This window comes from Gluconobacter sp., assembly GCF_047722525.1.
Taxonomy (GTDB): domain Bacteria; phylum Pseudomonadota; class Alphaproteobacteria; order Acetobacterales; family Acetobacteraceae; genus Gluconobacter.
On record NZ_JBDNYY010000015.1, the window covers coordinates 1 to 13,036 of the forward strand.

Sequence of the window (13,036 nt, forward strand, 5' to 3'; positions counted from 1 at the left end):
GTCTGCGACACGCACCAGCCCTGCTGCTGAGGACCTGTCATGACATCCACCCGCATCAAGGTCGCCCGCGCCTCCATCGTGCTGAGTGTGGTGGTCCTGGCCATCAAATACGCGGCCTATCTGGTTTCGGGGTCGGAAGCCCTGCTGTCTGACGCCATCGAGACCATCCTGAACGTCGTCGCTGCAGTAGGTACGCTGTGGGCCATGTCAGTCGCGGCCCTGCCGGCCGACGACAACCACCCCTACGGCCACGGCAAGGCGGAATATCTTTCCGCCGTCATCGAAGGCGTGCTGGTCGTCCTGACGGCCATCGGCATCCTGGGCATTGCCATCCATGACTGGCGCCACCCCGAACCGGTCATCGCGCCGTTCTTCGGTGTGGCCCTCAATGCGCTGGCCGGTCTGGTCAATCTCGCCTGGGGCCGTTTCCTGATCGTGGTCGGCAGGAAGCAGTCCTCACAGGCATTGCAGGCCGCGGGGGAACATGTCGTCTCCGACGTCTGGGCGACGATCGCGCTCGTGACGGGCGTGTCTCTGATCCCGCTGCTCGGATGGGACCGGCTCGATGCGGTGATGTCCGGGCTGGTGGCACTGAATGTCATGCGCGCCGGCTTCTCCATGATGAGACATTCCCTGTCCGGCCTGATGGACGAGGCCCCCTCGCCCGAACAGATGGACGCCATCAAAACCGTCATTTCCTCGAGTGCCACTGGTGCGCTCGAAGCCCATGATCTGCGCATCCGCAAGGTCGGCGCCCTGTCCTTCGTGGAGTTCCATCTCGTGGTGCCGAGCGCGCTCACGGTCCATGACGCCCACGAAATCTGCGACCAGATCGAAGCCGCCATCCGCTCCGAACTCGGCCGCGCCTCCATCCACATCCATGTCGAACCCGAGGACAAGGCCAAGCATTCGGGCGTGCTGGTCCTGAGCTGAGACACGGCTGCACGTTGTCGTAATCGTGGAGAATCCATCCCCCACTGTGCGGTTTATGACACAGCCGGAGACGGATTCAGCCTCCCACGCCGCACCGGACAAGAACCCTTGACCCCTCTCCCGCGTTGGTGGCAGGTGCAGAAAGTCAGCGCACGGGCCTGAACCGGGCGTATCCTCCACAGCCCGACCCTCCCTCCCGGACGTCCGAATATTGGCCGATACACCGCCTCCTTCTCCTGTTGCCGCCATTCCTCCCGAGCCTCCGGCCACGGACGCCCGCTCCGCCCAGCACGCCATGCGCCGCAAGGACCGCATCCTGCATCTCCGCCGCTCGGCGAAAGTCACGACGAACCAGTGGCGTCGCACGGCCATCTACTGGATCGGTGCGGTTCTGGTCGGTATCGTGGCGGTTCTCTTTGCACGACTGGGTGACTGGGCCGCGGGCGTGCGCCATCAGATCCTGGCCTGGCACCCCGCCGCCATGCTGGTCGTCGCCCCTGCGGGTCTGGCCCTCATCACCTGGGCCACACGCACCATCTTCAAGGGTGCGCAGGGCTCCGGCATCCCCCAGACGATCGCCACGCTGCATATCGAGAACGTCGCGGTCGTGGACCGCGTGCTGTCCCTCAAGACGTCCCTCGGCAAGATCCTGCTGACATCCTTCGGACTGATCTGCGGCGCCTCCATCGGCCGCGAAGGCCCGAGCGTGCAGGTTGGTGCCTCCATCATGCACGCCTTTTCCCGCCTGCTGGGGCAGTCCAACATCGCTGCCCGGCGCAGCATGATCCTTGCCGGTGGTGCTGCCGGCATGGCGGCCGCCTTCAATACGCCGCTGGCCGGCATCATGTTCGCCATCGAGGAACTGTCCCACTCCTTCGAACAGAAGACCTCCGGCCGTACCCTGACCGTGGTGGTCCTGTCCGGTGTCACCGCCATCGCGCTGATCGGGAATTATACCTATTTCGGCCACGCGGACGTGGATGTCCCGGTCGGGACGGCATGGATCGCAGTGCTGACCTGCGGCATTCTGGGCGGCCTGGCAGGCGGCAGCTTCTCAGCCATTCTCATCAAGGCATCGCGCGGCATTCCCGGCCGGGTCGGTCAGTTCGCCGCCACGCGCCCGATCGCCTTCGCCGCAGCCTGTGGTTTCGTGCTTGCCCTGATCGGCCTCGTTTCAAAGGGCGCCACCTACGGCACAGGGTACGATCAGGCCCGGGCCATCTTCAACGGCACCGAGCACTACCCGGCCTCGTTCTTCATCCTCAAATATCTGGCGATGGTCGTGTCGTACTGCTCCGGCATTCCGGGCGGCATGTTCGCACCATCCCTCGCCATCGGCGCGGGAATCGGCGGCTGGGTGGAGCAGTTCCTGCCGCACACCACCCCCGGCGCGGTCGTGCTTCTGGGGACGGTGGCGTATTTCTGCGGCATGTCGCAGTCGCCTCTGACCGCTACAATCATCGTTATGGAAATGTGCGACAACCAGCAGGTCACGCTGGCCCTGCTGGCCACGTCCTTCCTGGCCTTCGGCGTCTCGAAAATGATCTGCCCGCACTCGCTCTACAGCAGCCTGGCGGACCGCTTCATGGAAGCCAATGACCGCGGCCATCATCCCCGGCCGTCACCGCAACCGACGCCCTCCACACCAGAGAAAAGCGAAAAAGCGGCGCCCTGATCCTTCAGGCCGCCGCTCTGCGGTTCCTCAGGGTTCGGTCAGCAGGGAATGCATCGCGGCATCATGCTCCGCCGCGCACTGGGCAGCATCGGGAGCCGGCTGCGTCCCCTGCATGGCAAGCAGTTCCCTGCGGGCCGCCGCCAGATCGTCCTGAAGCTCCGGCTGGGCCAGCAGCGTGTCCATGAGCGAGGAGGCGTTCAGATATCCCGCCTGAACATCGGATTTCCAGTGTGCCCCGCAGACAATCCGGCTTTCCCCGATCACCCGCCCGCGCTGGAGAATGCCCGAAGCGTGCTCCGGCATCAGATGCGCCAGAAGCAGCGCCATGCCGTATCCCGCTGTCGTATGCCCTGAAGGATAGGATGAATGCAGCCCCAGCCCCTCAGGGGAGGTGCAGATCGGCAGGTTCGTGCCTACGAAAGGCCGTGTGCGGTGCCAGTATTTCTTGACCTCCGAGGTCCGGCGTCCAACGGCATGACGGATGCGCTCCAGCACCCGTACCAGATGCGGCGCCTTGGCCAGATCAATGTCGAAACCCGTCGCACAGGAGAAGTCCCGGACCAGATGCGCCGGCGCCAGATCGGCATCGTTCTGCGCCAGTGTCCAGCGTGGGGTGTCCTTCAGCGCGCGCGTCACCCGGAACACCCGGTCATCATCCATCTGTGCGGCGCTGCCCGGCGCGGGAGGGGGCGCAAGCACAAGCCGCTCGTCGGGCGCTGCGCTTTCGGGCAGGATGCCTCCCTGGGCGGAGGCGGTTCTGTTTGGCGCAGGCGCGCAGGCTGAAAGAACGGTCGCACACAGGAGCAGCGCAACAGGCAGACGAATGGCAGATTGCATGAGCCAGAAAATCCAGTCAGGAACACGGAAGGGAAAAACAATCCGTATTCATAACGTTCCCGCTCCACCGCGCGAAGACCTTTTCGCATGAAAGCCTCGTGACGGTTCTCACCACCAGAGCATGCCCCGCCCCCCAGAAGGACCTGCCCCATGTCCCATCGTTCTCCCCGCGTCTCCATCCGCTACTGCACCCAGTGCAACTGGCTGCTCCGCTCAGGCTGGATGGCACAGGAACTGCTTTCCACGTTCGGACAGGCTCTCGGTGAAGTCGCCCTGATCCCCGATACCGGGGGCTGCTTTGAGATCCATGTCAACGACACACTGGTCTGGGAGCGTAAACGCGACGGCGGATTTCCCGGCCCCAAAGAGCTGAAACAGCGCGTACGGGACGTCATCGACCCCGACCGCGATCTGGGACATACGGACCGGCCTGCCAGCCAGCAGCCCGAAACCTGAGCGGCTGTCAGTTCGTTGCGAGCGACAGCGTCGGGGCGGTCAGACCGGCACACAAACCCGTCGGGGCGTAATGCAGTTCCGTTTTTCCGTGGCGTCCCAGCCCCGCCCTGAGAAGCCGCACGCCAAATCCCGTCCGCTCAGGCGGCGTGACCACCGGGCCATCCGTTTCCCGCCAGACCAGTGACATGACGGCTTCACCATCTGTTTCCGCAATCTGCCAGCTCAGGAAAACCCTGCCTTCCGGCACGCTCAGCGCCCCGTATTTCATGGCATTGGTCGCCAGTTCATGCAGGAGCATCGAAAAGGATGTGGCCGTATCCGGGCCCAGCTTCAGGAACGGCCCCGAGACCATAACCCGTCCCTCCACACCCAGCGGCGTCAGCACCCCACAGACCAGACTCTTCAGATCCGTGGACTGCCAGTTCCGGCGCATCAGCAGGTCATGCGCCGCACCGAGCGCGACCAGACGGGAGGTGAAAGTTGTGAGCGGCCCCTGATCGTCCACCCCCCGGAAGCCCTGATGCGCAAGGCTCTGCACGATGCTCAGCGTATTCTTGAGGCGATGGAGGATCTCATGATTGACGATCTCCTGCCGCGCCTCGGCATCCCATTCGTCCAGCGCCGTGAAAATCCGGTCCGCGGCCGTACGGATGAAGGACGTCTCATCCAGTGTCCATTCCCGCGGGGTCGCACTGTGAACGAACAGGCATCCCGTCAGCTCGCCATGATCCATCTTCGGAACCACGATCTGGGCCTCCACCTGCACCGCACGGCAGGCTTCCTGCTCCTCGCGCATCCAGGACGAACCGGACAGGTCATCCACGATGAGGACGGTCCCGCTGCGCAGGAAATCCGAGACCCGGCGGAAGGCCTGAAACGGGAACTGCCCCGAGATCGGCAGCACGCCAGAGGCGCACCACCCCTGCTCCACGGTAAAGAGTTCGTCGCGCACCGTAATTGCCGCAAATCCGACCCGCTGGACGTCGAGCCTGTTTCCCAGAAGCCCGCAGGCCTCCGCAAGCGCCTGCCGCCGCGTCGGGGCAGTCCGCAGGGCATCCCCGACCGCCAGAAGGGTGGTCAGACGGCTGGTCGCGTTTCGTTCGGGTGTAATGTCCTGAATCGTTCCGATCAGGCGGACAGGACGGCCTTCGTCATCACGATCCAGCACGCCCTGACGCAGGATCCAGCGTTCCTTCTGATCGTCGGCCCGGACCACGCGATATTCGAGTTTCAGAGGGGCGGCCCCCTCCAGCAACTGCGACAGGACCGGAATCAGCGGCCGATCCTCCTCATGCACGCGGGCGACCCACTGACCCACCGTCAGGACATCGGTAACCGGCAGGCCGATAATCCGGCAGACCTCGGGGGAAACGGCAATGTCCCCGCTGGTCAGATCATATTCATAGATCCCCACGCCACCCGCCGCTCCCGCGGCCTGTTGGAGGGCGTATTTTTCCATCGCCTGACGCCGTTCCGCATCCGCCTGCCTGGCCTGCCGCGTGGCGCGTTCGCGACGGATCTGCTGGGCAGCGAGACGCCGCTCCTGCGCCACTGTCTCCCGGCGCAGTCCCATCAGCCGCATGGCCTGCCGCGACAGGGCGGCCAGTCCGTCCCGTTCCTGCTGCGAGAGCCCCTGCGGACGTGTCTTCAGATCAACGACACATAACGAACCGAAAACCTCGTTCTCCGACGTGAACAGCGGATATCCGGCATAGAAACGCAAACCGGGCATGCCGCAGACCAGACCATTCCGGCGCGTTCCAGGATCCGCCGTCATGTCCGGGATCACCACCGGTGCTTTGAGCGCAATCACCGCGGCGCAGCCGGAATTGGCAAGAGCGCCATGAGGCTGATCCGTCCCGACCCGCGCGGAAAACCAGAGCTGCTCCCCGTCCAGAATACTGACCAGGGCAATCGGCGTACGGCACAGTGCAGCAGCGGCCACGGCAATATCGTCGAGATCGAGATCCGAAAATGCCTGCAGATCCCCATACGCATTCAGATCAGCCGAAGCGTCGGATGAAAGCACTGTCTTCAAATGCTTTTGCTGAATCGACCCCGTGCTCTGCATGGCACGAACATACCCTTATTTCATCGTGGCACAATCCGACGCAAGACGACGGGAAAAACATGTTCCGATCATGTAACATAAAATGACCGACGACAATCCCTGACAATACCTCATCTCCTGCCGACGTCACGTCATCGTGACACCAGTAAGCGCAAAGCACTCCTACATATCAGAGAGACGCCGCGATCATTTCCATAATGGATGTCATGTGATTTCGCGCACACCAATGCAACAAATACATGGACAGCATCATGTCAGAGCCGAAGTCCGTTCCGGAAGAAGAGGAAAATAGTGGGGAGGCACATCCCTCACATTTTCACCTTCCCCATTTCCATCTTCCCCATATCAAGATCCCGGCCATCCACTGGCCGCACTTCCACATCCATTTCCATGACCGTCCCCTCGCCGGCGAACCCCATCCCGAGCGACCGTTCCACTGGAACCTTTACGGCTGCGAGGCCCTCGCCACCGCCATCCTGATGATTGCCGGCCTGACCTGCGTCATTTTCCTCTCCGCACCCGGCACGTTATTCAGCACCCTTCTCGCACCCCACCCGACCTTGCAGACAGCCCTGTGCGGCCTCTGTTTCGGTCTCGCGGGCACGGTCGCCGCCATGACACCATTTGGAAAGGTCAGCGGAGCCCATCTCAACCCCTCCGTGACACTCGCCTTCATGCTGTCAAAGAAAATCGTCTGGATTGACGCGCTGGGCTACATCATCGCGCAGATTCTGGGCGCCGCACTTGGAACAGGGGCCGTCTATGCCTTCGGGATCATTTTCAAGCCCTGGCACCTGTTCTCGACGGAAGTGCATTACGGCGCGACCATTCCCTATACCGACATCTCGATCTGGTACGCTCTCGGCTCCGAAATCCTCGTGACCGGTCTGCTCATCATGATGCTGTACTGGCTGGCGGCCCATCCACGATACAAGTGGATCACGCCCTGGATCGGCGGCCTGTTCTTTTTCGTCATGAACCCGATCACCGCATGGATGTCCGGCAACAGCGCCAATTTCGCCCGCAGCTTCGGCCCGGATCTGTTTGCCGGCAACTGGAACGGGCTGTGGATCTATCTTTTCGGGCCGTTCATCGGCTCATCGCTTGCCGTGCTGCTGATCCAGTCCGATATTCTCGGCAAGGTGCATCTGCTTGAAGCCCGTCTCGTCAACTTCGGGCATCACGGGCGCGTCCCCCATCTTGAAGACCCTGACTTCAGACACGCCGCCCCGGAGCATTACGACGCCTATCGCGCTCATCTGCAGACACTGGCACGCCAGCAGTCCCCTGAGGCCCAAAGCGATCTCCAGCCCGGTGACATAGAAAACGGGCCGGCCTGAACTGTCAGACCGGCCCGCTCTCAAAATCGGTTCCGAAAGTCAGCCCGCGCTGGACAGGTCAATCGCGGCCAGAACACCGTCTTCGGTCCCGAACACCAGCGCCCCGCCCTGCGGCGTAAAGCCCAGCGACGTGACCTTGCCGCGCTGCGTGTCCTGCCCGGAGCACAGCGGCAGGACACGCTGGTCACTACCCCCGATTTCCGCGAGCACAACCGTCCCGTCCTCATATCCCGCGGCGATGATGTCTTCCTTCGGGTTCGGGCAGACCGCACTGACGAACAGCCCCGGCAGACGCGCCAGCTCGGCCGGAGCCTTGCCCATCGGCCCACCGCCAAAGAACGGCCACAGAATGATCGCATCCGCCCCGGCCGTCGCCAGCCAGCGGCCATTGCGCGTGAACGCCAGCGATTTCACCTGCTTCGGATAGCCGCTCATGCGCATGTTGTGCCCGTCCGACAGACGCCAGCCATGCAGGTCATTTTCCTGCATGGACGTCACCAGCGCCTCGCCGCCCGGATGGATGGCAATCGCGATATGACTGCCCTTCCATTCGAACGGCCGCACCGTATCGACCTTGGCCTGCACGAACCACACCGACGCACCATTATAATGCGACGCCGCAATCCGCTTGCCCTTCGCATCGAACACGATGCCAGTCACGGTCGAAGGATGTTCCAGAACCTTGAGCGTCTGATGCCCCTCCGCCGCACGGACCTCGATCTGCTTTCCGGTGGAGAACGCCAGATGCCCCGGCGTGCTCGCCACACAGTCGATCCAGCGACGGCCTTCATGCAGGGTTTCGGTCCGCCCGTCAGCAAAAGTCCGGACGAGCTTTCCGTCCTCGCCACCTGACAGGAACGCATCCGGCCCGCAATCCTGCGCGAGACACAGCCCGCCATCATGTGCCGGCACCACGATCCAGTTCTCCGGCTCCCGCAGACGGTCCCGCGGAATGAGCACAAGCCCCCCATCCGCCGTCAGTGCCGCAAAGCTGTGTCCGTCGCGCGAAGAGACGACATGCACGACCGGGCTCTCAAACCGGCGCTCTCCGCCCCGGTCGGTCAGAAGATCACCCATCATTCCGCTATGCAGCTTTCAAAGCCGCGACGAAGCTGCGGACGGTTGAGATTGCGGCCGATGAACACCAGACGGGACTCCCGGCTCTCACCTTCACGGAACGGACCGATGAAGTCCCCATCCGCCATCATGTGGACGGCCTGAAACGCAAAGCGGTCTTTCTCGCCCTTGAAATGCAGGATGCCCTTCGCCCGCAGGATATCCGCACCCTGTTCCTGAAGAATCGCCCCGATCCACGCCTGGAAACGACGCTGGTCGATCAGTTCCTTGATGCTCAGGGAAATGCTGGTGATGCCTTCCTCATGCGAGTGATGCTCGTTCTCCAGAAAGTCTGGCATCGTCTTGAGCGCGCGCGTCAGATCAAAGCCGCCACGGTCCAGAATGTCCGTCAGCTTGACGCCGCCATGCTGCGCCTCATGGATCTGCGCCACCGCATTGATCTTACGCAGACGGGTCACGATCTCCTTGCGACGCTCCTCATCTGCAAGATCGACCTTGTTGAGCACGATCACATCCGCAAACGCGATCTGGTTCACAGCTTCGGGACTTTCGTCCAGCGTTTCCATGACGTTGAACGCATCCACAACCGTCACGACCGCATCCAGACGCGCCTTCTCCCGCAGGTTCTCATCCACGAAGAACGTCTGCGCGACCGGGGCCGGATCGGCCAGCCCGGTCGTCTCGACGATGATGCCGTCAAAGCGGTTCCGCCGGCGCAGCAGACTGCCCAGAATGCGGATCAGATCCCCGCGCACCGTGCAGCAGATGCAGCCGTTGTTCATCTCGAACACTTCCTCGTCGGCATCCACCACGAGGTCGTTGTCGATCCCGAGTTCGCCAAACTCGTTCACGACGACCGCATATTTGCGGCCATGCTCGGCCGTCAGGATATGATTGAGAAGCGTCGTCTTGCCGGCGCCGAGAAAGCCGGTAAGGACCGTCACGGGAACGGTCCCGGTCCGTGCCGGGGTCGCAGTAGTGTCAGGGGTGCTGGACATAAGGCCTCCGTAATCTGCCTTACGATATAGGCCGGTCCCTGCCCGCTTGAAACCCGTCCTCGCCGTGGAATGTCCGATAGGCCAGCGCCAGCCCGAGAAGCAAAAAGCCCCAGCCACTCAGAGGCAGGTTCAGGAAGTCCGAAGACGACGCGACCGGCCATTCCTGAATGAACACGGCGGCAAACAGCCCGATCGAAATTGCCGCACCATTCCGCCCCGGCCAGATCGCCTTCAGCCAGGTCGCAATCATCAGCACGAACAGAATAAGCCCCGGCACCCCGGCATTGACCAGCGCCTGAAGGTAATGGTTATGCGGATGCTGCACACACAGATCCAGCCATCCCTTCTCCGGCACTGCTTCAGACAATCCGGAAATCCCATGGAACGTGGCCGGATCCGAACAGAAATGCCGGTAGGCGTCATAACCCTGCCCGATCCAGGGATGCGCCTGCGCCATCACAACTGCATGGGTATAGATTTCCCCATAAGGAGACTGGCCGAAATGCGTGAGCTGCTGCCGCGCCAGCGTCACGAGATGGAAGAAGCTGCCCGGCGAGAACACCCGCGCCACCAGCACCAGAACCGGCAGCATCGCCGCCGCTGCCAGTGCTGCCGGACGCATCGGCCGGTACAACAGCGCACAGACACCAATCCCCAGCAGGGACAGTGCAAGCGGCATCCGCTGCCCGGCCAGAACCATGATCCCGACCGCCAGCACCGTTGCTGTACAAAGCCCCAGCGTCCGCACCGGACGGCTGCGCGCGCCCTCTGCCACCGCACACCCGACCATCAGCAACGGCAGAATCAGCCGGGACAGCGGTGCCGCAGCCCGCGGATGCGCGTACGGTCCGGTCAGCGTTCCATCATGAAAGCGCGGAATCCCGAACAGATTGCGCCCGAACACGGCCTGGATCAGCATCTGCAACGCGATATAGACACCGCACGCACAGGTCAGCCACAGCACGCGCCGGCGCCAGACCGCATCCTTCAGCAGCCAGCAGCCCAGTGCCGCAGCGGCCAGCGGAAAGCGGATCGCCAGCAGCGACTGGACCAGCGCCCCATGCCCCGGCGACACCCACACCGTGCAAAGTACCTGCCAGCCCCACCAACAGAACGTGGCAACGACCCAGGGTTCCCGGAACCAGTCCCACCCGCCCTGCCGTCGGCCGGTCAGACCCGAATGCAGCAGCAGCAGGACGGCGAGAAGATCAAGATCAGCCTCGCCAGCCACGCGAACATGCGTCAGGGCCAGAGGCAGGACCACGGCAGCCCAGCGGCCGATCCGGGTCAGAACGGAAGGAGAGAAACGCATCCCGCGTGGATGGAAGGTTTCATGAAATCATGCAACCTCTCCCGGCGCGATACGCTTTTTCGTTACCGTCCATTTCAAGTGGAGACACTCATGGCATCCGACACCATCCGCATTCCCGGCATCGACACCCCCTTTTCCCGTGTGGCCCTCGGCACCTGGGCCATCGGCGGCTGGATGTGGGGCGGTCCCGATGACGAGAATGGCGTCCGCACCATTCACGCCGCCATCGACGAAGGCATCAACCTGATCGACACCGCCCCGGTCTACGGCTTCGGCCATTCCGAGGAAATCGTCGGCCGCGCCCTGGCTGAAAAGCCCAACAAAGCCCACGTCGCCACGAAACTCGGCCTGCACTGGGTCGGCGAAGACGAAAAAAACATGAAGGTCTTCCGGGATTCCCGCCCGGCGCGCATTCGCAAGGAAGTCGAGGATTCGCTGCGTCGCCTGCGTGTGGAGACGATCGACCTCGAACAGATCCACTGGCCCGACGACAAAACTCCGATCGACGAGAGCGCCCGCGAGCTTCAGAAGCTCCATCAGGAAGGCAAGATCCGTGCCCTCGGCGTAAGCAACTTCTCGCCGGAACAGATGGACATCTTCCGCGAAGTCGCCCCACTCGCCACGATCCAGCCACCGCTGAACCTTTTCGAGCGCACGATCGAAAAGGACATCCTGCCCTACGCCGAAAAGCACAATGCCGTCGTGCTCGCCTATGGCGCCCTCTGCCGTGGCCTGCTGACCGGCAAAATGAACCGTGACACGACTTTTCCGAAGAATGACCTGCGCTCGAACGATCCGAAGTTCCAGAAGCCGAATTTCGAGAAGTATCTGGCCGCTGTTGAGGACTTCGAAAAGCTGGCCCAGAAGCGTGGCAAGTCCGTCATGGCCTTCGCGGTCCGCTGGGTGCTGGATCAGGGACCCGTCATCGCTCTCTGGGGTGCGCGCAAGCCGGAGCAGGTCTCAGGCGTAAAGGATGTCTTCGGCTGGTCCCTGACCGACGAAGAAAAGAAAGCCGTGGACGAAATCCTCGCCCGGCATGTTCCCGATGCCATCGACCCCACCTTCATGGCCCCGCCCGCCCGGGACTGAGGCCGTCAGGACTGCGGCGGACGGACGGCAAACGCAATCGCCGCCTGCCGCAGTTCTTCCTGCCGGACACGGGCAGCCTCGACATCAAACAGCGCCGCTCGTTCCCGCCCCCGTTCTCCCAACTGGGTTCTAAGCTCCTCATCGTCCATCAGACGGCTCAAAGCCTGCTCCAGCGCTCCGGCCACGTCCGGCGATGCCAGCAGGGCGGCGTCTCCAACCAGATCCGGCAACGCGCCCACAGGTGACGCAACGACCGCCGCGCCACAGCCCATGGCCTCCAGCGCAGTCATACCGAACGGCTCTTCCCAGCGGCTCGGCACCACCACAATCGCAGCCTCGGCCATGGCCTTCAGAACTTCGCCATGCGGCCGATATCCCGTCATCATGACGCCCGCCGCCGCCGCCCGAGGCCGCAATGCCGCCAGATAGGGCGTTTCCGGTGACGCCGGCCCGAAGCGGTCCGCCCCCATGATGATGGCTTTCCATCCCGGATGACGCGCCCGGATGTTATCCCAGGCCCGCACGAACGCATCCACGCCCTTGTTCGCCACCACCCGCCCGGCGAACAACACCGCCCTCTGTCGCTGTCCTGCAACCTGGGCGGGCAATTCAGAAAAGTCGATGAAGTTGGGCTGCACCTCCGTCCGGATCGGACCACACCCTTCCCGGAAACGCCGGACCACCCAGTCCGAAACCCCGCAGACCAGAACGTGCCGCGCAAGATCCTCCCGCTGCCGCACCGAGCGCGCGCCGCGCATGGTGCAGGGATCATTATGCAGCACCAGCCTGACCGGTCCGAATCGGGCAAGAAAACGCGCCAGATCGGGCCGATTGTGAATTTCCGTCAAAGCAGGACGGCAAAACCGCATCATCGCCACACATGCCACCCGGAAACGCCAGTTTCTCGGCAACGGAATTCCCGGCAGGATTAACGGCAGATACTGCCCGCCAGGCAAAGGCGTCCCAATCCGTCCTATGCCTGCCACAGCGTCTGAAAACCGGGCTCCCCGGCTGACAAGCAGGGAAATCGCCCCGGCATGGCCCGCCTCGTAACGCTCCCGTGGTGGCAGGATGGTCAGAACGGGATGACGCATTATGTCCGGATCTCCCACTAGAAACATTTTGTTGCAGTTTGAGTAATTCATCATTGACTGACATTTCCAGTTTCTTAACAGAAGCCGGGCCATCCTTCTCCAAGACAGAGGGACAGAAATGATTGTGCATATTTCCCAGAGGACCAGCCAGGAA

At 62.8% G+C, this 13,036-nt stretch carries 11 protein-coding genes; 5 read left to right on the forward strand and 6 right to left on the reverse strand.

Annotation, left to right across the window (positions count from 1 at the left end; translation table 11 throughout):
• Nucleotides 1-39: 39 nt before the first annotated feature.
• Nucleotides 40-933 (forward strand): cation diffusion facilitator family transporter, encoded by an 894-nt coding sequence (locus ABF859_RS11985; RefSeq protein ID WP_415528013.1) that lies wholly within the window; start codon nt 40-42, stop codon nt 931-933.
• A gap of 295 nt (nt 934-1,228) precedes the next feature.
• Nucleotides 1,229-2,608, forward strand: a complete 1,380-nt coding sequence (locus ABF859_RS11990) for a chloride channel protein (RefSeq protein ID WP_415528041.1) — start codon at nt 1,229-1,231, stop codon at nt 2,606-2,608.
• A 27-nt stretch (nt 2,609-2,635) separates the two neighbouring features.
• Here ABF859_RS11990 and ABF859_RS11995 read toward each other — a convergent pair whose 3' ends face one another.
• The gene (locus ABF859_RS11995) at nt 2,636-3,445 is read right to left on the reverse strand and encodes an acid phosphatase (protein WP_415528014.1); all 810 of its coding nucleotides are present in this window, start codon (nt 3,443-3,445) and stop codon (nt 2,636-2,638) included.
• A 150-nt stretch (nt 3,446-3,595) separates the two neighbouring features.
• Here ABF859_RS11995 and ABF859_RS12000 point away from each other — a divergent pair, with 150 nt between their 5' ends.
• On the forward strand, nt 3,596-3,901 hold the full coding sequence (locus ABF859_RS12000; protein ID WP_415528015.1) for a SelT/SelW/SelH family protein: 306 nt from the start codon (nt 3,596-3,598) through the stop codon (nt 3,899-3,901).
• A gap of 7 nt (nt 3,902-3,908) precedes the next feature.
• Here ABF859_RS12000 and ABF859_RS12005 read toward each other — a convergent pair whose 3' ends face one another.
• Nucleotides 3,909-5,930: a GAF domain-containing protein gene (locus ABF859_RS12005; protein ID WP_415528042.1), complete on the reverse strand. Its 2,022-nt coding sequence runs from the start codon at nt 5,928-5,930 to the stop codon at nt 3,909-3,911.
• Nucleotides 5,931-6,316: 386 nt separating this feature from the next.
• Here ABF859_RS12005 and ABF859_RS12010 point away from each other — a divergent pair, with 386 nt between their 5' ends.
• Nucleotides 6,317-7,312 (forward strand): MIP/aquaporin family protein, encoded by a 996-nt coding sequence (locus ABF859_RS12010; RefSeq protein ID WP_415528043.1) that lies wholly within the window; start codon nt 6,317-6,319, stop codon nt 7,310-7,312.
• A gap of 39 nt (nt 7,313-7,351) precedes the next feature.
• Here ABF859_RS12010 and ABF859_RS12015 read toward each other — a convergent pair whose 3' ends face one another.
• From ABF859_RS12015 to ABF859_RS12025, 3 genes are read right to left on the reverse strand one after another with little or no spacing between them, the layout of a single operon-like run.
• Complete coding sequence (locus ABF859_RS12015) at nt 7,352-8,392, reverse strand: WD40 repeat domain-containing protein (protein WP_415528016.1); 1,041 nt, start codon at nt 8,390-8,392, stop codon at nt 7,352-7,354.
• Nucleotides 8,389-9,387 carry a CobW family GTP-binding protein gene (locus ABF859_RS12020; protein ID WP_415528017.1) on the reverse strand — a complete coding sequence of 333 codons (999 nt, stop codon included), beginning with the start codon at nt 9,385-9,387 and terminating at the stop codon, nt 8,389-8,391. Before ABF859_RS12020 ends, ABF859_RS12015 begins: the two co-directional genes overlap by 4 nt.
• A 19-nt stretch (nt 9,388-9,406) precedes the next feature.
• A complete protein-coding gene (locus tag ABF859_RS12025) occupies nt 9,407-10,699 on the reverse strand; it encodes an O-antigen ligase family protein (protein WP_415528018.1) in 1,293 nt (430 codons plus the stop codon).
• Nucleotides 10,700-10,789: 90 nt separating this feature from the next.
• Between ABF859_RS12025 and ABF859_RS12030 the strand changes: the two genes are divergently transcribed.
• Nucleotides 10,790-11,788 carry an aldo/keto reductase gene (locus tag ABF859_RS12030; RefSeq protein WP_415528019.1) on the forward strand — a complete coding sequence of 333 codons (999 nt, stop codon included), beginning with the start codon at nt 10,790-10,792 and terminating at the stop codon, nt 11,786-11,788.
• 5 nt (nt 11,789-11,793) lie between these two features.
• On the opposite strand, the gene ABF859_RS12035 is transcribed toward ABF859_RS12030, so the two are convergent.
• Nucleotides 11,794-12,882, reverse strand: a complete 1,089-nt coding sequence (locus ABF859_RS12035; protein ID WP_415528020.1) for a glycosyltransferase family 4 protein — start codon at nt 12,880-12,882, stop codon at nt 11,794-11,796.
• Nucleotides 12,883-13,036: the final 154 nt, after the last annotated feature.

Bases quoted from the DNA above. Each gene is read 5' to 3' on its own strand.
- ABF859_RS11985 (WP_415528013.1), top strand. From the start codon at position 40: ATGACATCCACCCGCATCAAGGTCGCCCGCGCCTCCATCGTGCTGAGT.
- ABF859_RS11990 (WP_415528041.1), top strand. From the start codon at position 1,229: ATGCGCCGCAAGGACCGCATCCTGCATCTCCGCCGCTCGGCGAAAGTC.
- ABF859_RS11995 (WP_415528014.1), bottom strand. From the start codon at position 3,445: ATGCAATCTGCCATTCGTCTGCCTGTTGCGCTGCTCCTGTGTGCGACC.
- ABF859_RS12000 (WP_415528015.1), top strand. From the start codon at position 3,596: ATGTCCCATCGTTCTCCCCGCGTCTCCATCCGCTACTGCACCCAGTGC.
- ABF859_RS12015 (WP_415528016.1), bottom strand. From the start codon at position 8,392: ATGATGGGTGATCTTCTGACCGACCGGGGCGGAGAGCGCCGGTTTGAG.
- ABF859_RS12020 (WP_415528017.1), bottom strand. From the start codon at position 9,387: ATGTCCAGCACCCCTGACACTACTGCGACCCCGGCACGGACCGGGACC.
- ABF859_RS12025 (WP_415528018.1), bottom strand. From the start codon at position 10,699: ATGCGTTTCTCTCCTTCCGTTCTGACCCGGATCGGCCGCTGGGCTGCC.
- ABF859_RS12030 (WP_415528019.1), top strand. From the start codon at position 10,790: ATGGCATCCGACACCATCCGCATTCCCGGCATCGACACCCCCTTTTCC.
- ABF859_RS12035 (WP_415528020.1), bottom strand. From the start codon at position 12,882: ATGCGTCATCCCGTTCTGACCATCCTGCCACCACGGGAGCGTTACGAG.